Here is a 25,419-nt window from a genome sequence, read left to right as displayed (position 1 = left end):
GGAGGCGCTGAGATGTCCCGCAACGACCGGACGCTCACCGCGTCCGTTTCCACTCTTCGGAGGAACCGTGCTTTTCCGTCCCACGGTCGAGTCTGATCTCGACCGCCTGCTCGGCTGCGTCGTCGACGAGTCCATCAGCTGGGCCCACCCCGACCGCCTGCTCACCTTCCTGAAAGACCGCCAGTACCGGCACGAGCGGGTCTGGATCGCCGAGGAGAACGGCGAGATCAGGGCCCGCGCCGTCTGGTGGGGCTTCCCCGACGGTGACCGGCCGCTCGCGCTCGACTGCCTCTACGTCCACCCGTCGGTCGAGGACCGCGTCGGCCTCGCCACCGACCTGCTGCGACACGCCCACGAGGCGTACGGCGAGGCGCCCGCGTACCACGTGTTCCTGCGGACGGGCTGGCGGGACGACCCGAGGTCGTCGGACGCCATCGCCTGGCGTCAGGAGGCCGGGCAGCGGGCCGGGCTGACCGAGGAGCTGGAACGGCTCCGCTACCAGTGGACGACCGGCGCGCCGCTGCCCGGGCCGGCGGACCGGCTCGTCCTCCGTCCGGACCCCGACGACGAGGCGTTCGTGGCGGCGTTCCGCCGGGTGGCCGTCGGCTCGCTCGACGCGCACACCCGGCAGGCGCTGACCACGATGGACGGCGACGCGCAGGCGCGTGCGGACGTGGCCGACTACCGGAGCATGCCGGGCGACCGCGCGTGGTGGCGGCTCGCCTGCACCCTCGACGGCGACCTGGTGGGCGTCGCGCTGCCGTCCGCGAACAACCAGGGCCCGGTCGTCGGCTACCTCGGCGTGGTGCCGGAACATCGCGGCCACGGCTACGCGGACGACCTGCTGGCCGAGATCACCCGCTTCCACGCCGAGCGCGGCGCCGCCCGGATCGTCGCCGACACCGACGTCACCAACGTCCCGATGGCGCGGGCCTTCGACCGAGCCGGCTACGACATCTTCGCCATCAGACTGGTCCTGTCCGCACAGCCGTGAAGGTCCACAGCCGTGATCACGGACCATCACGCCCACTAGGAGCGGACCGGAGAGCCTGCCGCGAAAGCGGATCAGGGCCGTAGGTGATCACGAGTGCGGGATCACCCGGCTCAGGCGCCACCGGCGACGGCCGCCACACGGCCCGCCAAGCTCGCCGTTCGCCATCACCCGCCCGTGCCGGTCGCAGCCATCAACGAGTGGCCGAGACCGGCACGGGCGCCACGACCCTGGTATCACGTTCGGACAGAGCCGGGCGGTCAGACCTCCACGCTCTCTCAGCCGGAGTGGAGGATCCGAAAGCGACCGGGTTCCGCCGGATCCCGATCAACGACTTGGACCGGCGTCCAAGCCCATTGCCAGACGCTGATGCCCGGCGTCCGGGAGAACCGGATCCGCCCACGGGTGCCTTCGACCGCGACGCGCGGCCAGGATTCGGCGATCCGCGCATGGTCCGCGCCGTGCGAACGCAGGACGTCGGCGAGGACGGCGACCGTGTCGTAGCCCTCGAAGGCGACGAAGGAGGGCGCTTCGCCCAGCCGCTCGCGGAGGGCGGTCTCGACTCGTGCGCCGAGTGGGCTGAGGCGCTCGGGCAGGTAGCGCAGGAACGGGATCGCGGCGCCGTCGTCGCCCAGCGACCTCGCCCATTCGGCGAACTCAGGTTGCCCGGCCGGAGCACCGATCATGATCTCGGTGAGACGCCGGTCGCGGCGGACGGACTTGACGATCGACACTGCCGGCTCCGGGAGGCCGACCAGAAGCAGGAGGGCTGTCGCGCGCTCGCCGACGAGCTCGTCGCACACGGCCGTGGGGGTGAGCACGCGCATGTCGAGCTCGATGACGGTGCCGCCGCGTGGGGCGAGATAGTCCCGCAGAACGCGGGCCCCGGACGCCCAGTAGACACTCGGTTCGGCCGCTACGGCGATCCGGTTGTGGCCCGCGCGGAGGAGGAAGTCCGCGTAGATCTGCCAGCCGTGGGACTGCGCCGGGGCAAGGCGCGCGACCCATTCCGTGGGCTGTTCGGTGAGCGCGTCGAGCACCGCTGACGAGCAGAGGAACGGCAGACCGAGAGCGTCGGCCCTGGCGGCGGCGGCGCGGGCGACGACACTGTGGTATTCCCCCGCCAAGGCGGCCACGCCCAGGCGAGCCAATTCGTCCACGGCCGCTGCGGCCTTCCGCGGATCGGCCGCGGTGTCTCGGACCACCAGTTCGAGTGGTCTTCCGACGATCCCGCCGGCGTCATTGACGTCGCGAACGGCCAGTTCGAGTCCAGCGAGCACGTGCCGGCCCGCCTCGACCCAGCCGGGCCGAGTCAACGGAACGAGAGCTCCGATCCGGACGGACGACCCGTCGGTCCGCTCGGCTCCAGGTGGCGTATTCATGCGTTGGCGTTCTCCCGTGTGACGATTCGGTGGCCGTTTCCCCGAATCGCAGCGTATTGCCCACCGGCCGAGCCGGGCGCGCACCACCAGATCGTGCAGCGCCCCGGCGGCCGTGCCCGTCTCGGCGAGCCGGGACGCGTCCCTGGCCGCCTCCAGTTCGGCGGTCAGCCGCGCCACGTCGTCACCGGCCGCCGGCACACGCGGCGCCCGCCCGTGCTCGGCCTCACGCTTGGCGGCGACCAGCTCCGGCAGGTACGGCGGCCCGTACCGGAACAGCCGGGTCAGGTCGGCGACCAGCTCGCCGGTGCGCATGAGGTGGATGCCCGTCGCCAGCACCCGGAACGTGTAGAGCAACGGCTTCAGCTCGCCCGTCTTCCCGAACAGCCGCCACTGCGTCCGGGCGAACCCGAGGTAGTGGTGGGCGTGGTGGCGGGTCAGGCAGGCGGGCGCGAGGGCGATCAGCTCCTCGTGCAGCGGCGACGAGGCCACGACCAGCGGCGACAGGAGCTGTTCCAGCACGTAGCCGTTGCGGTTGAGCAGCAGCCGGCAGAACTTGGCCAGGTCGTGCGTGACGAGGTCGACCTCGACGCCGTCGCGGGTCCACGTGCGGTCGAGCGTGCCGGGGCCGGTGCGCAGCCCGACGACCTCTTCGACCGGCAGCAGGTGGACGCCCCGCAGGTCGACGTCGGAGTCGGCGGACGGGAAGCCGTACAGGTGCGCCCCGCTGACCGTCGCGAACACCAGGGGATGCGGCTGCTCGCCGGGGATCTCAGGCAACCAGCCGGGCAACGAGCCGGGCAAACCGGTGGGCGGCCGGGCGGGCAGCCCGGCAGGCCGGGTCACAGATGGTCCCTGCGAACGTCGACGAGGAAATCCTCCACCCGCGCCCGATCGGGCGCGGCCGGCAGCACGCTGTCGGCGGCGGCCAGTTCGGCGTTCAGGGCGCGGCGCCAGGCGTCGACCTCGGCCCACGGCACCTCGCCGCGCCTGATGGCGAGCAGCCGGTCGCGGTGCGGGCCCACCCGCACCTCCAGGTCGCCGTGCCGGACCAGGTGCAGCCCGCTGAGCAGCAGCCTGATCATGTGCATGGCCTGCTTCCACCTGGGCGCCGCCGGGTCGAGGCGGCGGAACTGGGCGTCGGCGTAGTTCGCGAACGTCTCGTGCGCGCGCCGCGACAGGAACGCCCCCCGCAACTCCCGCAGCCGCTCTCCGGACGGGGTGACGATCTCCACGAGCGGCGACCACAGGCACTCCAGCACCGTCGGGTTGGCGTCGAGGGCGAGCACGCAGAAGCGCTCCACCTCCCACGAGAACTGCTCGGGCAGCGGGCCGTCGCGGTGCGTCGGCGGCTTGGTCATCCGCCAGAAGTCCGGCGTGGGCGCCACGAACACCCCGCGCCGGTCGGTGTCGGAGCCGCCGGTCTCCAGGCCGTACGCCCGCGAGCCCGTCACCACGGACAAGATCAGATCATCGCTCACCCTCCCACCCTGGCAGGCGCGGGGGGTTGCGCGGACCGCGGCGGCGCTGGTCTGATCGACATGTGAGCGGTTTCGACGCCGTCTACCGGCGCAGCATCGACGAGCCCGAGCGTTTCTGGGCGGAGGCGGCCACGGGCATCGACTGGGAGGTTGCGCCCGCGACGGTCCTGCGTGACGGGCGCTGGTTCCCCGACGCGCGGCTCAACACCTGCTTCAACGCCCTCGACCGGCATGTCGAGGCGGGCCACGGCGACCGGACGGCGCTGATCTACGACAGCCCCGTCACCGGCACCGTCCGCGCCTACACCTACGCCGAGCTGCTCGACGAGGTGGCGCGGACCGCCGGCCTGCTGCGCGACCTGGGCGTCGGCACCGGCGACACCGTGGTGATCTACATGCCGATGGTGCCCGAGGCGGTGATCGCCATGCTGGCCTGCGCGCGGCTGGGCGCCGTGCACTCGGTGGTGTTCGGCGGGTTCGCCGCCAGCGAGCTGGCCGTGCGGATCGACCACGCCAGGCCCGTGGTGGTGCTGTCGGCGTCGTGCGGCATCGAGCCGTCCCGGGTGGTCGCGTACAAACCGCTGCTGGACGCCGCCCTGGAGGAGGCCGCGCACCGGCCCGGGCGCTGCGTGATCCTGCAGCGGCCCCAGGCGCCGGCGGCGCTGGTGGAGGGGCGCGACCTCGACTGGGCGTCGGCCGTGCGCGACGCCGAGCCCGCCGGTTGCGTGGCCGTGGCCGCCACCGACCCGCTCTACATCCTCTACACCTCCGGCACCACCGGCGCGCCCAAGGGCGTGGTCCGCGACAACGGCGGTCACGCGGTGGCGCTGCACTGGAGCATGTCCCACGTGTACGGCGCCGCCCCGGGCGAGGTCTTCTGGGCCGCCTCCGACGTCGGCTGGGTCGTGGGCCACTCCTACATCGTCTACGGGCCGCTGCTGGCCGGCTGCACGACCGTGCTGTATGAGGGCAAGCCGGTCGGCACGCCGGATCCGGGGTCGTTCTGGCGGGTGGTGGCCATGCACGGGGTGCGGACCCTGTTCACCGCGCCGACCGCGATCAGGGCGATCAAAAAAGAGGATCCGTCCGGAAATTTCGCGCGCAAGTGGGATCTGTCGATGCTGCGCTACCTCTTCCTGGCCGGCGAGCGGCTCGACCCCGACACCTACCACTGGGCGAGCGACCTGCTCGGCATCCCGGTCATCGACCACTGGTGGCAGACCGAGTCCGGCTGGCCGATCGCCGCCAACTGCGTGGGCATCGAGGCGCTGCCGATCAAACCCGGCTCGCCCACCAGGCCCGTCCCCGGCTACGACGTGCGCATCCTCGACTCCTCCGGCCAGGAGTGCCCGCCCGGCACGGAGGGCGCGGTCGCCATCAGGCTGCCGCTGCCCCCCGGCAACCTGCCCACCCTGTTCCGCGACGAGGCCCGCTTCACCGAGTCCTACCTGTCGCGCTTCCCCGGCCACTACCTGACGGGCGACGGCGGCTACCTCGACGACGACGGCTACCTCTACGTGATGGGCCGCATCGACGACGTCATCAACGTAGCCGGTCACCGGCTGTCGACCGGCCAGATGGAGGAGGTCATCGCGGCCCACCCGGACGTGGCCGAGTGCGCGGTGATCGGCGTCGCCGACGAGCTCAGGGGGCAGCTCCCGGTCGGCTTCGTGGTGCTCAAGGCGGGCGCCGACCGCGACCCGGCCGAGGTGGAGCGGGAGCTGACCGCGCTGGTCCGCGAGCGGATCGGCCCGGTCGCCGCCTTCCGCCGGGCCGTGGTGGTCGGCCGGCTGCCCAAGACCCGGTCCGGCAAGATCCTGCGCGGCACCATGCGCGACATCGCCGACGGGCGCGACTACCGCGCCCCGTCCACGATCGAGGACCCGGCGGCGCTGACGGAGATCGCCGACGCGCTCTGACGGCGGCGCGCGCCTGGGCCGAAGATCGCTAGGCGGCCGGGAGCTCCACGGTGATCGTCAGCCCGCCCTCGTCACGGGGCCGGGCGGTGACCGTGCCGCCGTGCGCCTCGGTGATGACCCGTACGATCGACAGCCCGAGCCCGCTGCCCCGGTCGGACCGCAGCCGGTCGCCGTGCAGCCGCCGGAACGGCTGGAAGATCGCCTCGATCTCGTACGGTGGCACCTGCAGCCCGGTGTTGGCCACCACCAGCTCCACCCGCTCGGCCCGTTGCCGGGTCGTCACCCACACCTCGCCCTTGGGGTGGTTGTGCCGGATCGCGTTCTCCACGAGGTTCTGCACCAGCCGCTCCACCAGCACCGCCTCCCCGGTGGTGGGCGCCGAGTCGAGCAGCCGGTGAATCGTCACCTCTCGCTCGGCCGCCTCTGCGGCCACCTGGTCCAGCACGTGCTCGGCCACGTCGGTCAGGTCGAACGGCCGCCGGTCCAGCACCGCCTGCTCGCCCTCCGCCAGCGCCAGCAGCCCGTCGATGAGCCGTTCGTGCCGGGTGTTGACCAGCAGCAGCGACTCGCCGAGCCGTTTGACGTCGTCGGTCGCGTCGGGGCGGCGCACCGCCACGTCCACCAGCGTCCTGTTGATGGTCAGCGGCGTGCGCAGCTCGTGGGAGGCGTTGGCGACGAACCGCCGCTGCCCGTCGAACGAGCGGGCCAGCCGGTCGAGCATGGTGTCGAAGATGTCGGTCAGCTCCTTCACCTCATCTCGCCGCCCGTCGTAGCCGATGCGCTCGGTCAGGTCGTGGCTCTGCGCCACGCGGCGCGCGGTCTCGGTGACGTCCTTGATCGGCCGCGTCACCCAGGCCGCCGTCCGCCAGCCGAGCCCGAAGGCGCCCGCCGCGCCCGCCAGGACCGCGAACGAGCCGAGGGTGCGCACGGTGTGCAGGGTGTCGTTCTGGTAGATGCCGCGGACCTGGCTGACCCGCTGCTGGGCCACCGCGTAGCCGAGATCGCCCCGCCAGTACTGTCCGATGTCCAGCGTGATGTACTCCGGCTGGCCGAGCCCCCGGCGCGGTTCGAGACTCTGCCGCACCACGAGATAGAGGGTCGCGAGCAGCAGTGTCCCGACGAACAGGAAGACCACGGCGCAGGCGAGCGCGAACCGCAGGCGCAGGCTCATGGGATCCGGTAACCGGATCCGGGCACGGTCTCGATGACCTGGGGCTCGCCCAGCTTCTTGCGCAGCTTGGTCATCGTGGTCCGGACCGTGTTGGTGAACGGATCGATGTGCTCGTCCCATACCTTCTCCAGTAGTTCCTCGGCCGAGACGACCGCGCCCTGGGCGCGCAGCAGCTCGGCCAGCACGCCGAACTCCTTGCGGGCCAGTGGCACGTACCGGCCCTCGCGGAACACCTGCCGGTGCGCCCAGTCCAGCCGGACCCCCGCCCGCTCCAGCATCGGCGGGTCGGCCCGCCTGGCCCGGCGGCCGAGGGCGTGCACCCGCGCGACCAGTTCCTCGAACGCGAACGGCTTGGGCAGGTAGTCGTCGGCCCCCAGCGACAGCCCGGCCACCCTGGAACGCACGTCGCCCGCGGCGGTCAGCATCAGCACCCTGACCGGCCACCCCCGCTCGACGACCGTGCCGCACACGTCGTCGCCGTGCACCAGCGGGAGGTCGCGGTCGAGGATCAGCACGTCGTAGTCGTGGACGCCGAGCCGCTCGATCGCCGCCTCGCCGTCGTAGGCGACGTCGACGGCCAGCGCCTCACCTCTCAGCCCCTCGGCGATCGAGTCGGCGAGCATGCGCTCATCCTCGGCGATCAGAACGCGCACCTGGCCCCCCCAACAGAACACACAACCTGCCCCCAAAGATCATGAGTCCGCCAGTGTGCCCACACCGACATAACGCGGGCATAACCACAATCGGTGACGCCGACGTTATCGCGAACTCGCTGGACTTCGTCCCCTACGGCCGGGATCCGCCCGGCCCCGTCACCGGGGGACCACCATGGCCACCACCCTCACGGCGTTCGCCCGTTCACGCACGCGCGGCGTGACCGCGCGCAAGCGCCAGGGGCACCGGCTGTTCGCGATCGTGCTCGCACTGGCCGCCGCGCTACGCGTGCTCGTCATGCTCGGGTACGACACCGCGCAGCTCTACTGGTACGACTCCTTCACCTACCTCGACACCGCCGTCCATATGCGACCGCAGGGGGCCCTGCACCCGGCGGGCTACTCCTGGTTCCTGTGGCTGCTGCGGCCCTTCCACAGCGTGGAGGTGGTCGCCGGGGTGCAGCACGCGATGGGGCTGGGCATCGGCGTGATGATCTACGTGCTGCTGCGCCGCCGGTCGCTGCCCGGCTGGGGCGCGAGCCTGGCCACGGTGCCGGTGCTGTTCGACCCGTCGTTCGTGCGGCTGGAGCACGCCATCCTGTCCGACCTGCAGGTCATCTTCCTGGTCGTGGCGGCGCTGCTCGTCGTGATGTGGCGTGAGCGGGTCTCCACCCGGGCCGCCGCGCTGGCCGGGCTGCTGCTCGCGCTGGCCGGTCTCACCCGCACGGCCGCGGTGCCGCTGCTCGGGCTGCTCGTGCTCTACCTGCTCCTCCGGAGGGCGGGATGGCGCAGGATCGTGGCCGCGGCGGTCGCGGGGGCGCTGCCGCTGCTCGCCTACGCCGGCTGGTACGCCCAGCACCACGGCAGGTTCGCGCTCAGCGGCTCCGACGGCGTCGCGCTGTGGGCGCGGACCATGACCTTCGCCGACTGCTCGATCATCCGCCCGCCCGCGAAGGAGGCCGTGCTCTGCCCGAACGGCACCGTGGTGGACGCCGCCTCCGAGTACGTCTGGGCGCCCGGCGCCTCCCTCAACCGGCTGCCCGGCGACCGGTTCGCCTACAACGACCTGGCCAGGAGCTTCGCCCTGCGGGCCATCGCCGCCCAGCCGCTGGACTACCTGCGCGAGGTGGCCGTGAACACCTCGCTCGCCTTCACCTGGGAGCCGGTGCCGCACCCGGACCGGGTCACCCCCATGTCCACCTTCCCGCACGGCTCGTGGACGCTGCCGGAGCAGCACGGGCTCATCGGGAAGGTCCGCCGGGAGTACGACACCGGCATCCGCGGCATGAGCTCGGTCGAGCCGTGGGGCACGATCCTGGCCGCCTACCCCTATCCGTGGTTCCTGCACGGGACCCTCTTCGGCGTGCTGCTGCTGGCCGGCGGCGCGGGCTCGATCGGCCGGCGCCGCGCGGCGCTGCTGCCGTGGACGTTCTCCATGTTCCTGCTCGTCGCGCCGGTGGCGGCGCTCGACTTCGACCACCGCTACGTGCTGCCCGCCATCCCGTTCGCCTGCGTCGCTGCCGCGCTCGCCGTACACGGGTACCGCGCCGGCGGTATCGCGCCAGGGAGGCGAGCGGATTACCGTGTGCCGGTCTGAGAACGTTCGCGAGCGCAACTGGTGGTTTCCCGGAGTGTCCTCCAGGAGGCTGACGCCCGAGCGAAATGTTCCGTAGGATCCGGACATCGCGAGCGTTGGGGGCGCCAGGGTGCCAGGGCAGAGCGTGGGTGTGGTGGTGGATCCCGGAGTGCCCCGGGAGGTCTCCGGAGTGCTGCGCGCCAACGCCCCGTTGCTGTCCAGGTTCCGCGCCGGCTGGGTGCCGCCCGCCGCGCCGCCCGCCGAGCGCCGGCGGCGCGGCACCTCCAGCGTGATGCTGCTGGCGGCCACGCCCCTGGTGCTCGCCGTGATGGCGGTGCTGCTGGAGTCGCCGGCGGCCCCGGTCGGGTTCGTGCTGCTGGGCATGTTCGTCCTGGTCGTCCTGGTCAAGATGGCCTCCCTCAACGAGCTGCCCGTGACCGCCCGGCCCCGCGAGCGCGGCGTCTACGAGCAGGCCCGCTGGTACGACGGCCGCTACCTGCTGCCGGAGGACTTCGACGCGGAGGCCGCGGCCGTGCTCTCGCGGGCGCAGCAGGCCATCGGCTCGGTGCTGCGCTCCCATGTCAACGCCGAGGGCCTGCTCGACGGCGCCCGCAACGCGGTGATGCTGCCGGAGCAGGAGTGGGAGATCGCCCGGTTACTCGCCAAGCTGTCCGCGCTGCGCGCCGAGCACCGCGAGCTGCTGGCGCGGGGCGTCGCCCCCGAGGTCGCCGCCGTGGTCGAGCCCCTGGAGAGGGCCCTGGCCAACAGCGAGGCGGCCGTCGTGGCCCGGGTCGAGGCGCTGGAACGTTACGCCGGCCACGTCGGCGACGCCGAGCGCGCCTTTCACGCCCGGAGCCAGATCGAGGAGCTGCGCTCCCGGCTGCCGCGCTACGAGGAGCTGCTGGCCGAGTCCGGCGCCGACGCGCTGGCCGTGCCCGAGATCGAACGGCTCGCCGAGGACGCAGACGCGCTGGAACGCGTGCTGCGGCGCAGCGTGAGCTCCGCGCACGAGGCGTTCCGTTACTTGGAGGGCTGACACCGGGACAGACCGCTACATAGGATCCGTAATGTGCCCGGCCGTCATGCGAAGGTGGTAGTTGACCCGGCGGTGCCCGACGAGATCGCCGAGCTCTTACGTGACCATCGCAAGGTCCTGCTGAGGATGCGCGCGGGGTGGGCGCCCCCGCACCGGCGGCACGTGCCCGTCCTCGGCCCCGCCGCGCCGCTGACCGCCGTCGCGGTGGCGCTCGCGGCGGCCGCCACCGCGCTCGACTTCTTCCGCGGCGGACTGTACACCCCGTTCGTGCTGATCATGATGTGCGCCGCGTTGCTCGTCGTCACCGTGCTGCTCAGGCCACGCCCCGACGCGGAACGGGAACGGCGGCGCCTGGCCGAGCTCAAGGTCTACGACAACGCGCGGCGGCTGGCGGGACGGTTCGTGCTGCGCGAGGAGCTCGACGACGCGGCCCGCGCGCTCATGAACCGCGCGCAGACCGCGATCGAGTCGGTGCTGGTCTCCCGGGTCAACGCCGAAGGGCTGCTGGACCAGGCGCGCAACGCGGTGATGCTGCCGGAGCAGGAGTGGGAGATCGCCCGGTTGCTCGCCAAGCTGTCGGCGTTGCGGGCCGAGCACGAGGAGGTCGTCGCCGAGGGGGTGACGCCCGAGGTCGCCGCCGTGGCCGATCCCTTGGCCAGGGCCCTCGACAGCAGCGAGGGCGCGGTGCTGGCGCGCGTCGAGGCGCTGGAACGTTACGCCGGGCACGTCGCCGACGCCGAGCGGGCCTATCGGGCGCGTCACCAGATCGAGCAGCTCAACGTCAGGCTGCCGCGCTACGAGGAGCTGCTGGCCGAGTCGGGGGCCGGGGACGCGGCCGTCCCCGAGCTGGGCAGGCTGGGCGAGGAGGCCGACCTGCTGGAGCGGGCGCTGCGCGACAGCGTCAGCTCCGCCCACGAGGCCTTCCGCCACCTCGCCCCCTGAGCTACGCCCCCGAGGCGGTCCGAGCCGTCGCGCCTCCGAGCCTCCGGCTAGCGCGGCCAGTCGGCCGCGTCGAGCAGCACGTCGCACAGGACGTCGGCCGCGTCGATCCGGCCCAGCTTGCGCGCCGCGTCGGCCATCGATCCGCGCAGCCCGGGATCGGCCAGCAGCGGCATCAGCTCCGCCAGCAGCAGGTCCGCGGTGGGACGCGGCTCCAGCAACGCCCGCGCCGCGCCCGCCGAGACCAGGTAGGCGGCGTTCTTGCGCTGCTCGTCGCCGCCCGTCGGGATCAGCGGGACCAGCACCGACGGCCGGCCGATGGCGGTCAGCTCCGACACCGTGCCGGCGCCGCTGCGCGCGATCACCACGTCCGCGGCGGCGTACAGATCGGCCAGCTCGGCGCCGACGTAGGGCACCGGGTGGTAGCGGTCGGCCAGCTCGGGCGGCAGCTGGATGGCGCGCATCTGGTCGATCCAGGCGGGCCCGCACTGGTGCACCACCTGGGCGTGCGGCAGCAGTCCGGGCAGGATCTCCGCGATCAGCGTGTTGATCTGCTTGCTGCCCTGGGCGCCGCCCGTCACGTAGATGAGCGGCACCTCGAACGTCAGCCCGAACAGGTCGTAGGCCGCCGCCTGGCTGCCGTGCAGCAGCTCGGGCCTGATCGGGTTGCCGGTCACGACGGCCTTGCCTCTGGCCGAGGCCGGCAGGTGCTCCAGCGACGACTCGTGCGACAGCGCGATGCGGGTCGCCAGCCTGGCCAGCATCCGGTTGGCCAGGCCCACCACCGTGGTCTGCTCGTGCATGACCAGCGGCCGCCGGATCAGCTTGGCCGCCACCCCGATCGGCACCGCCACGTACCCGCCGGTCGACAGCACCACGTCGGGCAGGTAGCGGGCGGCGTGGACCACCGCCTGGATCACGCCCACGGGGATGCGGAACACGTCGGCCAGGTTGGTGCCGAGCTCGCGCAGGTTGGGCCGGCGGCGCAGCTTGCCGGTGGTGATCGCCTTGAACGGGATGCCGTGCTCGGCGGTGATCCTGGCCTCCAGGCCGCCGGCCGTGCCCACCCAGAGCACGTCGTGCGCCACCTGACGTCGCTGGATGGCCGACAGGGTGGTCAGGGCCGGATAGGTGTGACCGCCGGTGCCGCCTCCGGTGATCAACAGTCGCAGAGTTCGTGACATGCGATCAGGGTATGGCCGCGCAGCGGAAACCCGTGTGCCCGGTCGACGAGTCGGGGGTGTTGGCGGTGCGCGCGGCGACCCGGTAGCGGTTGCAGTAGGAGTCGTGGCACAGGTAGGAACCGCCGCGGAGCACCTTGGCGGCGCCCTCGGGCGGCCCGGCCGGGTTCTCGGCGAACGCCTCCCACGTGGTGCCCCACCAGTCGGCGGTCCACTCCCAGACGTTGCCCGCGACGTTGTAGAGGCCGTAGCCGTTGGGCTGGAACGACTTGGCCGGCATCGTGCCCCTGCTCGGCGCCGACGGGAACGAACCCTGCCAGATGTTGCACCGCTGCCGCCCCTTCGGCGTCAGCTCGTCGCCCCACGGGTATCTCCGGCGCTCCAGCCCGCCGCGCGCCGCCATCTCCCACTCGGCCTCGGTCGGCAGCCGCTTGCCCGCCCAGGAGGCGTAGGCGTGGGCGTCGTGCCACGACACGTGCACCACCGGATGGTTCTGCCGGTCACCCACGGAGGAGCCCGGCCCCTCGGGAGAGCGCCAGGTCGCCCCCTCCACGCCGACCCACCAGGGCGCCCCCGGCACCCTCGCGTCCATGACGCCGCGCCCCGCGAACCGCCGGAACACGAACGACCAGCCGATCCGCTCGGCCTCGGTGACGTAGCCGGTCTCCTTGACGAAGGTGGCGAACCGCGCGTTGGTGACGCAGACCGGGTCGATCAGGAACGCCGTCAGCCGAACCTCGCGTACCGGTCCCTCGCCGTCCTCGGGCCAGCCGTCGGGGTCGTCGCCGCCCATCAGGAACGTCCCGCCGGGCACCCGGGCCATCCCGCGCGGTGGCTCCCGCCGCTCCGGGCCGGGCACCGGCGGATCCGACTGCTCCCCGCCCGGGTACGGCGGAGCGGCGGTGCTCCTGCTCGGACCGCAGCACGCGCCCACCATGCCCCCTTATGTCTGGTGACCACCTGGAAGGGTAGTCGCTCGGCCATGACGTCGTCCCCCTCGATGCCGGTCATGCCCGGTTTCGCCGTGCCGTCCGCTGACCGGTAGCGTCGTCCCATGCGACTCGGCGTGCTGGACATCGGCTCTAACACTGTCCACCTCCTCGTCGTCGACGCCCACCGCGGCGCCCGCCCCATCCCCGCCTACTCCCACAAGGAGGAGATGCGGCTGACCGAGCACCTCGACGCGGCGGGCGCGCTGTCCGCCGAGGGCATCGACCTGCTCGGCGCGTTCGTCGAGGAGGCCGTGCGCATCGCCGAGGACAAGGGCGTCGAGGACTTCCTGGCCTTCGCCACCTCCGCCGTGCGCGAGTCGGCCAACGGTGAGCAGGTGCTGGCCCGGATCGACGAGCGCAGCGGGGTGAACATCGAGGTCCTGTCGGGCCGTGACGAGGCCAGGCTGACGTTCCTGGCCGTACGCCGCTGGTTCGGCTGGTCCGCGGGACGGCTGCTCGCCTTCGACATCGGCGGCGGTTCGCTGGAGATCGCGGCGGGCTACGACGAGGAGCCGGACGTCGCCGTGTCGCTGCCCCTGGGCGCCGGGCGGCTGACCCGCGACTGGCTGGCCGGCGACCCGCCCACGCCCGACGAGGTGCGCGGCCTGCGCAGACATGTGCGGGCGGAGATCGCCCGCGAGGTCGGTGACGTGGTGCGCTTCGGCCGGCCCACCCGGGCCGTGGCCACGTCCAAGACCTTCAAGCAGCTCGCCAGGATCGCCGGGGCCGCCCCGTCCGGCGACGGTTTCTACGTCTCGCGCTCGCTGTCACGTCAGGACATGGCCCACTGGGCCGCCAAGCTCACCACGATGGCCGCGGCCGAGCGCGCCGCGCTGCCAGGGGTGTCCGAGGGGCGGGCCGCGCAGCTCGCGGCCGGGGCCGTGGTCGCCGACGCGGCCATGGACCTGTTCGAGGTCGACCGGCTCGAGGTGTGTCCGTGGGCCCTGCGCGAGGGCGTCATCCTGCGCCGCCTGGACCTGTTGCCGAGCCGTCTCGACCTCGCCCCCCGGTAACCCTGACATATCCTCAAAAGAGGTATAAGTCCTGGTCGTGGGGAAGTGATGGGCTGATGTTGGCCATCCTCGGCATGATCGCTTCGCTGGCGATCGCCTTCTCCCTGATGTTCGTGGCCCTTTTCGTCGTCGCGGTCGTCGTGCTGGTCGCGCTCGCCGTGGTGGCGGGGACGACCCGGCAGGGCGTCATGCGGAGTGGTCGCTCGTCATGAGGTGCGGCCCCGCGGCACCGGGCACGAAGGTCAGCCGTTTCTCCAGGCAGACCATCGCCCCGTGCTCGGGCCTGCTGGTGAAACGGACGTCGTCGGCCAGCGCGCGCATGATCTGCAGCCCCCTGCCGTGCTCGGCGCCGGCCAGCGCCTCGCCGATCTTGCCGGGGTCGAAGCCGCCCCCGGTGTCGATGACCCTGATCACGCACAGATCGTCATAGACTCCGGCGCTCACGGTGTATTCGTCGCTGGGGGCGGCGTGCCTGATCACGTTGGCGCACGCCTCGGTGAGCATGAGCTCGATGTCGTCGCGGACCGCCGGATCGACGCCCAGAGTGCGCAGTGCGCCTTCGAAGATCTGCCTGATCAGCGGGACGCTCGCCGCATCCCTGGGTAGCCGGAGCGCTATCGTCGCCTCCACTGCCTCTCCTCCCGTTCGGATGCGTGAAACAGCCTGCCCACGATCGGCTATTCGAATCACGGTCACGGTTCCAGCAGCCGGAGCGCCACCTCCATGGAGGCCTCGATGATCTCGTCCTCGGACACGGTCTCGTCGTGCGTCAGCCATTTGCCGGCGTGCAACGTGAACAGCGCCATCGACCGGCTGATCCGGGTGGCGAGCGGATCACCGGGCACACTGAGCTGCCCGGTCAGCTCCAGCATGGCCTCGCGCATCCGCAGGAGCTTCGGATGGTCGCGCATCGCGGTCTGGTTGCGCTCCAGGAAGCGGTTGACCTCCACGAAGCGGGTCCGCTTCAGCTGGGCCGCATAGCGCCGGAGCAGCTCGCGGCGCGCCTCCGGAGTGCGGGGCTGCTCCTTGAACCAGGCCAGCAACTCCTCGATCTCGGCCACCCGCTGGTCGGCCAGGCCGGCCACGATGTCGTCCTTGGTCTTGAAGTGGTAGTAGAGCGCGGCCTTGGTCACGCCGAGCTCCTCGGCGATCTCCCGCAAGGAGGTCGCCTCGTAGCCCTGCTCGGTGAAGAGCCTGAGCGCGATCTCCTGGATTCGGGTCCGCGTGTCTTCCCGCACTGTGCACCTATTTCGACTTGACGGCCGGCAAGTAAGTATCTAGTTTATCGGGAGCTTGCCGGTCGGCAAGTAAGCGCCATCTCACAGCCATCTCACAGGGGGGAAGTCGTGGACGAGGCAGTCGGACGCCGCCGCGAAGTCATGGTCGTCTTACCCGCGCTGATGCTCGCGATGGTCCTCGCGATGCTCGACAACATGGTCGTGGGCACGGCCATGCCGCGCATCGTCGGCGAGCTCGGCGGGCTGTCGCACCTGTCCTGGGTCGTCACCGCCTACGTGCTGGGCACCACCGTCTCCACGCCGATCTGGGGCAAGATCGGCGACCTCTACGGCCGCAAGACCATCTTCATGGTCTCCATCGTCATCTTCATGGTGGGCTCCGCGTTCTGCGGCATGGCGGGCTCGGCCCTGCTGGGCGGCCCCGACGGCGGCATGGCCGAGCTGATCGCCTTCCGTGCCCTGCAGGGCCTCGGCGCCGGCGGCCTGATCGTCAACGTCATGGCCATCATCGGTGACCTGGTCCCGCCCCGCGAGCGCGGCCAGTACCAGGGCATCATGGCGGCGGTCATGTCGCTGGCCATGATCGCCGGCCCCCTGGTCGGCGGCTTCATCACCGACTACCTCGACTGGCGATGGGCCTTCTACGTCAACCTGCCGATCGGCGCCATCGCGATCGCCCTGCTGGCCGTCCGGCTCAAGCTGCCCCGGCGTCGCGACCGGGTGCGCATCGACTGGCTGGGCGCGATCCTGCTGTCGATCGGCATCACCGCGATCGTGCTGGTCACGACCTGGGGCGGCAACGAGTACCCGTGGGGCTCCTGGCAGATCCTCACCCTGGTCGCGGTCTCCGTGGTCACGATGGCGCTGTTCGTCCAGGTGGAGCGCCGGACGATCGAGCCGATCATGCCGCTCAACCTGTTCCGCGACCGCAACTTCACGCTGATCTCGGCCATCGGCTTCCTGCTCGGCTTCGCCATGTTCGGCGTGATCAACTTCCTGCCGCTGTTCCAGCAGACCGTGCAGGGCGCCACCGCCACCAACTCCGGCCTCCTGCTGCTGCCGATGATGGCGGCGTCCATGGTCGTCTCACTCTTCGTGGGCCGGGCCATCACCGCCACCGGCACGTACAAGATCTACCCGATCATCGGCGGCGTCGTCATGACGCTCGGCATGTGGCTGCTGTCCACCATGGACGCCGGCACGCCGAGCTGGCTGACCGGCGTCCACATCGCCGTGCTCGGCCTCGGCATGGGCTTCCTCATGCAGACCACGATGCTGATCGCGCAGAACAGCGTCGAGCAGAAGGACCTCGGCGTCGCCAGCAGCGCGAGCACGTTCTTCAGGTCGATCGGCGGCTCGTTCGGCGTCTCCCTGTTCGGCGCGATCTTCAACCACGGCTTCCAGCGGGAGCTGACCACCAGGTTCGGCGCCCAGGCGGCGGAGGAGACCGTCAAGGGCGGCGGCCGGATGGACCCGGCCGCGCTGGCGCAGATGCGGCCACAGGTACGCACCGGCATCCTGGAATCGCTGGCCTCGTCGATCTCGGGCGTCTTCGGCTGGGCCATCCTGTTCGCCGTGGCGGTGCCGCTGCTGGCGGTGTTCGTCAAGGAGATCCCGCTGCGCGGCGCGCCGGTCGCGCCGCCCGGCGAGGAGGAGCGGGTCACCCCCGCGGCCGGCTGAGCGGCGGCCCGGTCAGGGCGGCGGCAGCGCCAGCAACTGGTCGAGCGCGGTGATGCGCAGCATGCCGCGCAGGTGGGGCGTCAGCGCCACCACGCGCAGGGCCGCGTCGGCGAGCTCGGCCTGCTGGTGCAGCCGGATCAGCGCCGCCAGGCCGGAGGAGTCGACGAACGACAGCTCCGACAGGTCGAGCTCGAGCAGGCGGTAGCCGGCGGCCGGCGCCAGCGCCGCCAGTTGCGCCACCGTGTCATAGGCGAGATCGCCGCGCAACGCGGCCCGGACGGTCGTCGGATCCGGTGTCGCGATCTCGATGTGCAGTGGCCGTTCGTCAGGCACGCCCCCCAGCCTAACGACCGACGGGAAAACCAGCGGCGTTCCGGTCGAGTGTTGTGCAAAATTCCCACCATGGAATCAATCAGACGGCCCCGGACCGAGGACGCCCCCGCCATCCACGACCTCGTGGCCGCCACTGACCTCGATGTCCTCGGTACGGTCGACACTCCCATCGAGGACATCGCCGACCAGCTCGCCGACCCGGCGCTGGACCTCGACCGGGACGCCTGGCTGAGCCACGACGACGACGGCCGGCTCATCGCGTGGGCCTGGGCGTGCCGCAACGGCGACAGCGACCTGGTCGACGTCGACGTGCTCGTCCGGCCGGGCGCCGACCCTTCCGGCGACCTGACCGGCGAGCTGTGGCGCACCGTGCTCGACCGGGCGGGGGAGCTGGCGCGCGAACGCGGCCACGCCGGCGCCACCGTCGACATCGGCCTCTACCGGGCCGATGAGGTCAGGCGGGCGGTGGCCAGGGAGCACGGATTCGAGCCCGGCACCAGCTACCATCGGCTGCGCATCGACCACGACGGCCCGCTCGACCCGCCCGCCCCGCCGCCCGGCCTCACCCTGCACACCGGCGAGACCGACGACGTGCGCCGCGAGGCCCACCGGATCCACCAGGAGGGGTTCGCCGAGCACTTCGGCTTCGTCCCGATCGGCTACGACCAGTGGCACGAGCGCAAGCAGGCGCAGAGCGCCACCGACTGGAGCCAGCTCACCGTCGCCAGGATCGACGGCCGGCCGGCGGCACTCGTGATCGGCAACAACCAGTTCGTCCCCGACGAGGGCTGCGGCTACGTCGACACGCTGGCCGTGCTGCCCGCCTTCCGGGGCCGCAGCCTCGGCCGGTTCCTGCTGCTGCACGCCTTCGCCGCCGACGCCGCGCGCGGCCGCAAGGGCACGATCCTGCACGTCGACTCCAACAACACCACACCCGCCCTCGGCCTCTACCTGTCGGCGGGCATGCGCCTGGTCATGGTCATCGACATCTGGCGCCGCCGCGTCTAGCCGGCCTCTTCAAGAGGCGACCGGGGTTCGGTTCGGGAGTCATCCCTTCATTGCGTGAGATGGACGGATGACCGGCAGAGATCCGCTAGACCCGGTGGGCGGACAGGTGGTCGAGCACCGACTGGTTGGCCTCCCAGCCGTCGGGGAACTTCACCGGCACACCCAGCTGCACCGTCTCGGCCGACGGGTGGGCGTCGAGCAGCTCGGCGATGCCCGCCCGCGCCACCACCACACAGGCGTGCCGGTGCCGCGAGGCCAGCACGCAGAGCCGCCCCGACTCCAGATGGAACGCCGTCGCGTCGCGCCGCCCCGACAGCGGGTGCAGCACGATCGTCACGTCGTACTCGCGCCCCTGCAGCCGGTTGGCGGTGTCGACGGTGATCTCCGGCGGCAGCCCGGCGGCCCTGATCGCGGCCACCTGGTCGCGGTGCGCCGCGCCGACCGCGATCCGGTCGGCCGTCACCGGCCGCTCGCCCTGCTCCGAGCCCGCCACCGCGCCGCGCTGCAGCAGCCGCGCGGCCAGCAGTGCCACAGCCTGTACGGCCTCGCCGTCGGTCCGCACGGTGTGCCGGTCGGGCAGCTCCAGCAGCGCCCACCCGGAACGCGCCGCCTCCTCCAGCGCCCGGTCGTGCACGGTGCCCATGCCGCCCGTGGTCAGCTCCAGCCGCCGATCGCCCGGCCCGGTGCCGGAACGGAACCCGGTGAACGGGTAGAACGCCCGCGACACCACCGGAGCCGCCGAGGCCGGCAGCCGCCACGACACCGGCAGCCGGTGCACCGGCAGATCGGGATTGTGCCGCAGCAGCACCGACACCGCACTCTGCAGCGGATCCCACGACAGCCCCGACCAGCGGTCGCCGTCGACGATCGAGAACGGGTCGAGCTGCCCCGGGTCGCCCACGAACAGCGCCCGCTCGAACAGCCCCGCGATGCGCAGCAGCTTGTCGGAGCGCATCTGGTAGGCCTCGTCCACGATGGCCCACGGCCAGGTCCGGCCCGAGATCCACGCCCACTTGTCGGCTGTCGCGATGACGATGTCGGGATCGCCCAGGTCCTGGACCCGGGTGCCGACCGCGACGCCGGGCAGCTCCAGCATCCGGAGCGGCGGGACGTAGCCGCTCGCCGACAGGCGCCCCACGGTGAGCCTGGGGTGCCCGGCCGAGATCCGCGAGATGAGGTCGTCGACCTGCTCGTTGGTCTGCGCCACGATCATCAGCGGCTCGCCGGTCGCCGCCAGATGCGCCGCCGCCCGCACCACCAGCGTGGACTTGCCCGCCCCCGGCGGCGAGTCGACGACCACGCCGCGGTGCCGGGGCAGGTCGGCGAGCACGTCCCGGATCACCTGCTCGGGGCTCCGGGGCGCCTCCTCGGCGGGTCCGGCGGTCACGACCACTCCTCCACGGCGTCCTCGTCGGCGGGCACGTACTCCGGTGGCGGCCCGCCGTGCGTCCACGGCGTCGCCTCCGCCTCGGGCAGCCCGGGGGAGCCCTTGAAGTCGTCGGTCAGCGACGTGTAGCAGACCCGCTCGCCCACCTCGGGCACCGAGCCGGGGGCCGGCGTCTTGGACCGGCCCATGCCCTTGGTGATCTTCACGGTGACCAGGCCGTCGCGGGCCGACATCAGCTCGGCGCCCTGCTCGCGCCGCTGCGGGGTGCCGAGGGCGGTGCCCGGCGCGAGCCGTACGGGATCGTCGGTCTTGATCACCACCAGCGGGCGGAGCTTGCGCGAGCGGCCCTCGCCCTCGACCCGATCGGCGTCGGTCTCGACCACCTCGCCGGCGAACGCCTCGCCGGTCAGCCGGTGCTCGGCCATCACCAACGGGTCGTCGTAGGCGCGCTGCACGTCGTAGGCGGCCTGGGCGCGTTCCATGCGGGCCAGCCGGGAGGCGGCGGCGATCGCGCCGTCGCGCCGGGCCTGCGGCGGCGCGCCCTCGGCGAGCTGCGCGGCCATGCCGCTGAACGAACCGCGGTCCTGCTCCCACCGCGACGCCACACCCGCGCCCGCGGGCAGGGCCCCGAGCAGGTCGATCGCCCGCCACATGAGCCGCCAGGTGGGTTCGAGCTGGCCGCGCAGCGCCTCGGCGACCCGCTCGGCCGACCCGCTCTCGATGGCCGGCGCCAGCACCTCGGCGTCGAACCCCGGATCCGTCGCCGGACCGGCCGGCGGCCAGATCAGCGGGTCCTCCGCCTCGTCGCTCGGCCCGTCGGTGATCCAGCCGGTCAGCGCGGCCAGGTTGGCGTCCTCCAGCCCGCTCTGCCCGCTCGCCCAGTGCCGCCCCAGCTCCTCGGTCGCCGCCAGCGTGAGCGACGAACCCGGGTAGGCGGCGCGCTCGGCGAAGTAGGTGAGCCAGCGGCCGAGCACCGGCACTCCCTCGGGCACCGGATAGGGCCCGTCGGGGCGGCGGAAACGCGTGGACCGGCCGAGCAGCCGGGTGAACGCCACACCCGCCGGGTTCGGCACGACCAGCTGCGGCGCGTCCAGCACCCGCTCGTAGGGGTCGGCGCCCCGGCGCTCCACCGTCTCGGTGCCGCTCAGGAACCCCTCGATGTACGGCAGCAGCAGCCCGGCCAGCTCGGCGGCCCAGGCGAAGCGCAGGTCGCGGTTGCGCGGCTGGGTCACGACGAGCAGGTGGGGCGCGGCGCGGTCGGTGCCGAGCATCGCGGCCAGCGGCGCGGCGGCCTCCCCGGACAGCTTCAGCGGGATGAACACCATCGGCCGCGCCGACAGGTGGCAGTGCCGGACGGTCGCGATCGGCTGCGCCACGCCCTCGTCGAGGGCCCGCAGCCGGGCCAGGGAGGTGAGCAGGCTCACGGGCGCCGCCCCCGGACGCTCGCGACCGTCATGCCAGGCACTCCCGGCGCAGCCGCTCGGCGTTGCGGAGCAGGCGGGCGATCTCCTCCTGACCCTCGGCCGGGTCGCGGGTGCCGTCGGCCAGCCCGAGAGCCTCGGCGACCGAGGCGACGCCGCCCAGCTCGTCGCGGACCTGGCGGCCCAGCAGGTCGGAGGCTCCCTCCTGCCGGGCCTCGTCACGGCAGAAGAAGCACAGGTCGCAGGTGGACAGGCAGTCGGGCGCGTAGCGGGCGGTGACCCGGCGCAGCGCGTCGGCCAGCTCGGCGGCCGGGCGCGTGGGCAGCCCGTCCTCGCCCGGCAGCAGGTCGAACGACAGGTCGTCGGGCAGCTCGGCCACCAGCCCGTCGAGCCCGGTCATCCGGGACAGCTGCCGCCGCAGCACGGCCAGCTGCCTGCGCACGTCGACCAGCGTCGCGACGGGGCGGTTGGCGAAGTTCTCCGGGCAGACCAGCACCACGTCGTGCGCCACCCGCAGCGGGTCGTGGCCCAGCTCCTCGAGCAGCCGTCGCAGCGCCAGCACGTAGACGGCCGCCTGCCGGGCCGCGGCCGCCACCGCCGCCGGGTCGGCCTGCCCGTCGATCACCGCGAACGACTTGATCTCCACGATGTGGAACCTCCCGCCCATCTGGAACGCGACCACGTCGGGCTCCAGGTAGGCGGTGTGCCCGGCGATCTCCAGGCTGAGCAGCGGATGGTCGTAGACCGTGCCCGCGTCGAGCCCGTCGCGGGCCGCCCGGTCGAACAGCGCCCGCGTGTGGGCGTGGCGCAGGTGCGCGCCGACGTTCTCCACGTCGTGGTAGGCCACCTCGGCGATCGGCAGGCCGAGCACCTCGCGCAGCATCCTCAGCAGCTCGGCGCACCCGTCGGCCTTCACCAGCGCCTCGAACACGTTGCCGCGCGTGATCGCGAACGGCGACTGGCCGAACGGCGCGGGAAAGCCCAGGTGCCGGGCGGCGGCGTCCTTGTCGATGCCGGCGCCGTCCATCAGCGCCCGGCGCGTGCAGCCCGGGTTGGCCGCGAGCGCGGCGATCGCCCGCGCGTCGTGCGGCTTCTGCGGCGTGGTGCCCCGCAACACGTCGAGCCGGTTCATCGGCCACCCTTCGTGATCGTGTCCCTGGCGACGGTGCTCAGCGTAGCGGCGCCGAACAGCCGGGCCGTGTCACCGAGCTGCGAGGTCGCGCGTTTCGCCAGCGTGTCGCGGTCCCGCGTGTCGCGTTCGGCGTGCACGGCCAGCTCGCCGGCCGCCGCCTCGATCACCCGGCCGGGATCGGGCGGGCCGAGGTCGCCCTGGCCGCCGCCGGGGATGTTGCGGGCCATCCTGGTCAGCAGCCGGGCCGCCCGCGGATCGTCGTTCAGCTGCCGCGCCACCGCGATGGCGCAGGTCAGGAAGTCGACGCGGGGGCTGAGCGGGCCCACCATCCGGCGGGCCAGCGGCCACGTGCTGACCGCGAGCAGCCCCCGGGCGGGGGAGAGGCGGTCGGTCAGCGCCGCGCACAGGTAGTAGGGCCTGCCGTACGGGGAGGCCCGGAACGAGCGTTCCTCGTCGCGGCGCAGGCTGGTCAGCTGGTTGCTCCGGAGCGCGCCGCCGAAGAACGCCTCGCCCACGGCGACGATCAGCCTCGGCTGGGCGGGGGCGCCGAGCAGGGTCAGCGCCTGGTGCACCTGCTCGCGCACGGTGACGAGCCGGGACTCTTCTCCCCGCGAAGAGCCCGCGTCCCGGCCGGTCGGGCCGCCCTGATCATCCGGCCCGGACTCCGGCACGCCGCCCACCAGCGAGTCCCACGCCCGCTCGGCCCCCCGCAGCTCGGCCCGCAGCGCCCTGGCCGTGACGGTGTCCCTGACCCGCATCGCCTTGCGCACGCCGGCTCGGAGCCCGTCGATCCGCCGCTCGAGCTCGTCCAGCCGGTCACTCATGGCCGCGAGCGTAACAGGAGTTCCAGTTTTTACCAGTAATTCGGCAAAAACACTGGGGTTAATCTACAACGTAAAGGGCGCTACCCGGCCGGCACGGCCAGCACCCAGGTACGGTCCTCAGTGAGGAAGCGCTCCAACCGCAGCCCCGACAGGGCCAGGGCGTCGGCGAGCTCCTCGTCCGACAGCCGCCGCGACGCGAACGACTGGGTCCACACCCGGTCGCCGTACACGCAGCGCATGGTCGCGTTGACCAGGCCGGGCGAGACCTCCTCCACCGCCGCCATCTCGATGGTCAGGTCACCGTCGGTCCGGGACTGACCGGCCTGCCAGGCGTCGTGCCGCTCCGGCGGTATCCACTGGATCAGCACCGAACCGTCCGGCGCGACGTGGCGGGCGCAGGCGTCCAGCAACCCCCGCCGGTCCCGCTCGTCGGCCGTCTGCACGAGCTGCGAGGCCAGCATGACGGCGTCGAAGCGGCGATCCAGCCGCACCTCCTGGACCCGGGCCCGAACGGTCTCGGCCCCGCGCACGTGCGCCAGCATCTCGGCCGACTCGTCCACCGCCACCAGCCGGTAGCCGAGCTCGACCAGCGGATGCGTCACCCGGCCCACCCCCGAGCCGAACTCCAGGATCGAACCCCCCGCCGGCACCACCCCGGCGACGACCTCGGGCTCGCCATCGGGCCGCATCAGTCTGTAGAACTCCACCGCGGAGCCATCACGGGTGATGGCGCCGGAACCTGTACCACTGTTCGGTGTGATCCCCATATAGCGACACATATCATCCGCATGTCCTGGTGGCACCCGCATCAGGTCTCCGGATCGCGACACGCGAGGGCCCGGCAGGGGGGACGATGCTGCCGTGTCCCGTGAGATCCGCCATCTGATCGGCGTCGTGACAGGCCTGGCCGCGCTGCCCCTCGTCTACTACCTGACCGAGGCCGGCGCCCGTGGGCTGCGCGCCGCCCACGCCGCCTTCAGCCCGGGACCGCAGGGGCTCGGCCACCTCATGGTGGTGGCGGCCATCGTCTCCGTGCTCGCCGCCTGGCCGTGGCTGTCGCCCCTGGCGGCGCTGACCTGCGGGCTGCCGCTGGCCGTCGCGGGCGGTCTGTTCGCGCTCGACCTCGACGCCGCGACGGGCCTGGCGGGCGCGCTGCCGCGGCTGACGGCGTCCACCGGCGAGCCGCCGGGCACCCTGGCGGGCGCGACCGGCCTGTACGCCGTCATCGGGGTGTCGCTGGTCCTCTCGGCCCTGGCGCCGCACCGCCTGAGAGCGATCAGGAAGAAGTGAAACGCCGCCCGGCCCGGTCGCCGCCCGGCCCGGTCGCCGCCCGGCCCGGTCGCCGGGCGGCGCGGGCGCCAGTTCAGCGTGCGCGGCGCGCAGGCCCATCGCAACGGGTTCGCGGCGTTATCTGGCGTGGAACCCCGGGCGTTCACGCCCGGGAGGAACCGACAGCGCGGGAGGGCCGCCAAGGCCCGGGCGGTGCGATGACAGGTAAGCCGTCGAACGGCTCAGCCTGGGCGTTTGTGCCTGTCGATGTACCTTGATGATCGATTGGGGTGCGCCGCCGCGGGAGGCGGCGAAGTACGACGGCGACCAAAATGGCGCCCCGGCAGACACTTGCGGATATGGGCCGGCTACTCCTTGCGTGGCCGGGCGGACGCTCTTGAGGCTGTTCGCCAGTGTCGAGAGGGCGACTTCTGGACCGTGGGCGGGCGGATGAAGGGCGTGGCGTTCACCGCCTCGGCCGATCAGCTCACCCTGCTGGCCGCTCACCGTAAGGGCGAATCAGACCTGGTCTGCCGCGATGGCAGGTGGTTTCTCATCGCCACCTGCGACCTGCCGGACGTTCCGGTGCGCGCTCCGGACGGATTCACCGGGGTGGATCTGGGGATCGCCAACATCGCCACCACCAGCGACGGCGTCCGTCACAGCGGCAAGACCCTGAACGCGGTCCGTCACCGCCACCGCGAGTTGCGCCGCTGCCCGCAGGCCAAGGCCACCAAGTCCGCGAAACGGCTGCTGAGGAAACGCCGCCGCAAGGAAGCACGGTTCGCCGCCGACA

General features: G+C 72.5%; 24 protein-coding genes and 1 pseudogene. 11 read left to right on the top strand and 14 right to left on the bottom strand.

Translation table 11 applies throughout. The annotated features are described in order from the left end of the window. Positions 1-67 precede the first annotated feature (67 nt). The gene (locus IEY82_RS05820; protein ID WP_189122925.1) at positions 68-994 is read left to right on the top strand and encodes a GNAT family N-acetyltransferase; all 927 of its coding nucleotides are present in this window, start codon (positions 68-70) and stop codon (positions 992-994) included. Between the two features lie 275 nt (positions 995-1,269). On the opposite strand, the gene IEY82_RS38895 is transcribed toward IEY82_RS05820, so the two are convergent. Together IEY82_RS38895 and IEY82_RS05805 are read right to left on the bottom strand one after the other, a co-directional pair. Continuing rightward, entirely contained in the window at positions 1,270-3,216 is a 1,947-nt protein-coding gene (locus IEY82_RS38895) for a DNA polymerase beta superfamily protein (protein WP_225262232.1), read from the bottom strand. After that, complete coding sequence (locus tag IEY82_RS05805; protein WP_189122924.1) at positions 3,213-3,851, bottom strand: nucleotidyltransferase domain-containing protein; 639 nt, start codon at positions 3,849-3,851, stop codon at positions 3,213-3,215. Before IEY82_RS05805 ends, IEY82_RS38895 begins: the two co-directional genes overlap by 4 nt. A gap of 62 nt (positions 3,852-3,913) precedes the next feature. Here IEY82_RS05805 and IEY82_RS05800 point away from each other — a divergent pair, with 62 nt between their 5' ends. Continuing rightward, the gene (locus IEY82_RS05800; RefSeq protein ID WP_189122923.1) at positions 3,914-5,770 is read left to right on the top strand and encodes a propionyl-CoA synthetase; all 1,857 of its coding nucleotides are present in this window, start codon (positions 3,914-3,916) and stop codon (positions 5,768-5,770) included. A gap of 28 nt (positions 5,771-5,798) precedes the next feature. On the opposite strand, the gene IEY82_RS05795 is transcribed toward IEY82_RS05800, so the two are convergent. Together IEY82_RS05795 and IEY82_RS05790 are read right to left on the bottom strand one after the other, a co-directional pair. Next, the gene (locus IEY82_RS05795; RefSeq protein WP_189122922.1) at positions 5,799-6,941 is read right to left on the bottom strand and encodes a sensor histidine kinase; all 1,143 of its coding nucleotides are present in this window, start codon (positions 6,939-6,941) and stop codon (positions 5,799-5,801) included. After that, the gene (locus IEY82_RS05790; RefSeq protein WP_189122921.1) at positions 6,938-7,594 is read right to left on the bottom strand and encodes a response regulator transcription factor; all 657 of its coding nucleotides are present in this window, start codon (positions 7,592-7,594) and stop codon (positions 6,938-6,940) included. The genes IEY82_RS05795 and IEY82_RS05790 overlap by 4 nt, the downstream gene beginning before the upstream one ends. Before the next feature lie 175 nt (positions 7,595-7,769). On the opposite strand from IEY82_RS05790, the gene IEY82_RS05785 reads away from it, so the two are divergent. From IEY82_RS05785 to IEY82_RS05775, 3 genes are all read left to right on the top strand, one after another. Next, on the top strand, positions 7,770-9,191 hold the full coding sequence (locus IEY82_RS05785) for a hypothetical protein (protein WP_225262235.1): 1,422 nt from the start codon (positions 7,770-7,772) through the stop codon (positions 9,189-9,191). Between the two features lie 124 nt (positions 9,192-9,315). Continuing rightward, positions 9,316-10,206 carry a hypothetical protein gene (locus IEY82_RS05780; protein WP_225262238.1) on the top strand — a complete coding sequence of 297 codons (891 nt, stop codon included), beginning with the start codon at positions 9,316-9,318 and terminating at the stop codon, positions 10,204-10,206. Positions 10,207-10,260: 54 nt separating this feature from the next. Further along, entirely contained in the window at positions 10,261-11,148 is an 888-nt protein-coding gene (locus IEY82_RS05775) for a hypothetical protein (RefSeq protein WP_189122920.1), read from the top strand. A gap of 47 nt (positions 11,149-11,195) precedes the next feature. Here the strand turns inward: IEY82_RS05775 and IEY82_RS05770 are convergent, their stop codons facing one another. Both IEY82_RS05770 and IEY82_RS05765 read right to left on the bottom strand, forming a co-directional pair. After that, positions 11,196-12,329: a UDP-N-acetylglucosamine--N-acetylmuramyl-(pentapeptide) pyrophosphoryl-undecaprenol N-acetylglucosamine transferase gene (locus IEY82_RS05770; protein WP_189122919.1), complete on the bottom strand. Its 1,134-nt coding sequence runs from the start codon at positions 12,327-12,329 to the stop codon at positions 11,196-11,198. A 4-nt stretch (positions 12,330-12,333) separates the two neighbouring features. Further along, a complete protein-coding gene (locus IEY82_RS05765; protein ID WP_189122918.1) occupies positions 12,334-13,263 on the bottom strand; it encodes a formylglycine-generating enzyme family protein in 930 nt (309 codons plus the stop codon). A 117-nt stretch (positions 13,264-13,380) separates the two neighbouring features. Between IEY82_RS05765 and IEY82_RS05760 the strand changes: the two genes are divergently transcribed. Then, the gene (locus IEY82_RS05760; RefSeq protein WP_189122917.1) at positions 13,381-14,331 is read left to right on the top strand and encodes a Ppx/GppA family phosphatase; all 951 of its coding nucleotides are present in this window, start codon (positions 13,381-13,383) and stop codon (positions 14,329-14,331) included. Between the two features lie 56 nt (positions 14,332-14,387). Beyond that, a complete protein-coding gene (locus IEY82_RS05755; protein WP_189122916.1) occupies positions 14,388-14,543 on the top strand; it encodes a hypothetical protein in 156 nt (51 codons plus the stop codon). Here the strand turns inward: IEY82_RS05755 and IEY82_RS05750 are convergent. Together IEY82_RS05750 and IEY82_RS40095 are read right to left on the bottom strand one after the other, a co-directional pair. After that, entirely contained in the window at positions 14,518-14,961 is a 444-nt protein-coding gene (locus tag IEY82_RS05750; RefSeq protein WP_189122915.1) for an ATP-binding protein, read from the bottom strand. The genes IEY82_RS05755 and IEY82_RS05750 overlap by 26 nt on opposite strands. A gap of 62 nt (positions 14,962-15,023) precedes the next feature. After that, a complete protein-coding gene (locus IEY82_RS40095) occupies positions 15,024-15,569 on the bottom strand; it encodes a TetR/AcrR family transcriptional regulator (protein WP_189122914.1) in 546 nt (181 codons plus the stop codon). Positions 15,570-15,677: 108 nt separating this feature from the next. On the opposite strand from IEY82_RS40095, the gene IEY82_RS05740 reads away from it, so the two are divergent. Then, positions 15,678-17,249 (top strand): MDR family MFS transporter, encoded by a 1,572-nt coding sequence (locus tag IEY82_RS05740; RefSeq protein WP_225262240.1) that lies wholly within the window; start codon positions 15,678-15,680, stop codon positions 17,247-17,249. Between the two features lie 12 nt (positions 17,250-17,261). Here IEY82_RS05740 and IEY82_RS05735 read toward each other — a convergent pair whose 3' ends face one another. Further along, positions 17,262-17,582: an STAS domain-containing protein gene (locus tag IEY82_RS05735; protein ID WP_189122913.1), complete on the bottom strand. Its 321-nt coding sequence runs from the start codon at positions 17,580-17,582 to the stop codon at positions 17,262-17,264. Between the two features lie 69 nt (positions 17,583-17,651). On the opposite strand from IEY82_RS05735, the gene IEY82_RS05730 reads away from it, so the two are divergent. After that, positions 17,652-18,590: a GNAT family N-acetyltransferase gene (locus tag IEY82_RS05730; RefSeq protein ID WP_189122912.1), complete on the top strand. Its 939-nt coding sequence runs from the start codon at positions 17,652-17,654 to the stop codon at positions 18,588-18,590. A gap of 85 nt (positions 18,591-18,675) precedes the next feature. On the opposite strand, the gene IEY82_RS05725 is transcribed toward IEY82_RS05730, so the two are convergent. The 5 genes from IEY82_RS05725 to IEY82_RS05705 form a co-directional block, all read right to left on the bottom strand. Further along, on the bottom strand, positions 18,676-19,977 hold the full coding sequence (locus IEY82_RS05725) for an AAA family ATPase (protein WP_225262242.1): 1,302 nt from the start codon (positions 19,975-19,977) through the stop codon (positions 18,676-18,678). Next, the gene (locus IEY82_RS05720; protein ID WP_189122910.1) at positions 19,974-21,401 is read right to left on the bottom strand and encodes a hypothetical protein; all 1,428 of its coding nucleotides are present in this window, start codon (positions 21,399-21,401) and stop codon (positions 19,974-19,976) included. The genes IEY82_RS05725 and IEY82_RS05720 overlap by 4 nt, the downstream gene beginning before the upstream one ends. Positions 21,402-21,429: 28 nt before the next feature. After that, entirely contained in the window at positions 21,430-22,530 is a 1,101-nt protein-coding gene (locus IEY82_RS05715; protein ID WP_189122909.1) for a hypothetical protein, read from the bottom strand. Beyond that, positions 22,527-23,354: a hypothetical protein gene (locus IEY82_RS05710; RefSeq protein ID WP_189122908.1), complete on the bottom strand. Its 828-nt coding sequence runs from the start codon at positions 23,352-23,354 to the stop codon at positions 22,527-22,529. Before IEY82_RS05710 ends, IEY82_RS05715 begins: the two co-directional genes overlap by 4 nt. An 80-nt stretch (positions 23,355-23,434) precedes the next feature. Continuing rightward, positions 23,435-24,061 (bottom strand): class I SAM-dependent methyltransferase, encoded by a 627-nt coding sequence (locus IEY82_RS05705; protein ID WP_225262245.1) that lies wholly within the window; start codon positions 24,059-24,061, stop codon positions 23,435-23,437. Between the two features lie 154 nt (positions 24,062-24,215). Between IEY82_RS05705 and IEY82_RS05700 the strand changes: the two genes are divergently transcribed. Together IEY82_RS05700 and IEY82_RS05695 are read left to right on the top strand one after the other, a co-directional pair. After that, positions 24,216-24,644 carry a hypothetical protein gene (locus IEY82_RS05700; protein WP_189122906.1) on the top strand — a complete coding sequence of 143 codons (429 nt, stop codon included), beginning with the start codon at positions 24,216-24,218 and terminating at the stop codon, positions 24,642-24,644. Between the two features lie 429 nt (positions 24,645-25,073). Then, positions 25,074-25,419 (top strand): annotated as a pseudogene (locus tag IEY82_RS05695) (RNA-guided endonuclease TnpB family protein); the annotation flags it as partial.

Origin of the sequence: Nonomuraea cavernae (assembly GCF_014646355.1) — a bacterium.
Lineage (GTDB): Bacteria > Actinomycetota > Actinomycetes > Streptosporangiales > Streptosporangiaceae > Nonomuraea > Nonomuraea cavernae.
This window is presented reverse-complemented; position numbering and strand designations above follow the sequence as displayed.

Bases quoted from the DNA above. Each gene is read 5' to 3' on its own strand.
- IEY82_RS05795 (WP_189122922.1), bottom strand. From the start codon at position 6,941: ATGAGCCTGCGCCTGCGGTTCGCGCTCGCCTGCGCCGTGGTCTTCCTG.
- IEY82_RS05785 (WP_225262235.1), top strand. From the start codon at position 7,770: ATGGCCACCACCCTCACGGCGTTCGCCCGTTCACGCACGCGCGGCGTG.
- IEY82_RS05770 (WP_189122919.1), bottom strand. From the start codon at position 12,329: ATGTCACGAACTCTGCGACTGTTGATCACCGGAGGCGGCACCGGCGGT.
- IEY82_RS05765 (WP_189122918.1), bottom strand. From the start codon at position 13,263: ATGGTGGGCGCGTGCTGCGGTCCGAGCAGGAGCACCGCCGCTCCGCCG.
- IEY82_RS05760 (WP_189122917.1), top strand. From the start codon at position 13,381: ATGCGACTCGGCGTGCTGGACATCGGCTCTAACACTGTCCACCTCCTC.
- IEY82_RS05755 (WP_189122916.1), top strand. From the start codon at position 14,388: ATGTTGGCCATCCTCGGCATGATCGCTTCGCTGGCGATCGCCTTCTCC.
- IEY82_RS05730 (WP_189122912.1), top strand. From the start codon at position 17,652: ATGGAATCAATCAGACGGCCCCGGACCGAGGACGCCCCCGCCATCCAC.
- IEY82_RS05715 (WP_189122909.1), bottom strand. From the start codon at position 22,530: ATGAACCGGCTCGACGTGTTGCGGGGCACCACGCCGCAGAAGCCGCAC.
- IEY82_RS05710 (WP_189122908.1), bottom strand. From the start codon at position 23,354: ATGAGTGACCGGCTGGACGAGCTCGAGCGGCGGATCGACGGGCTCCGA.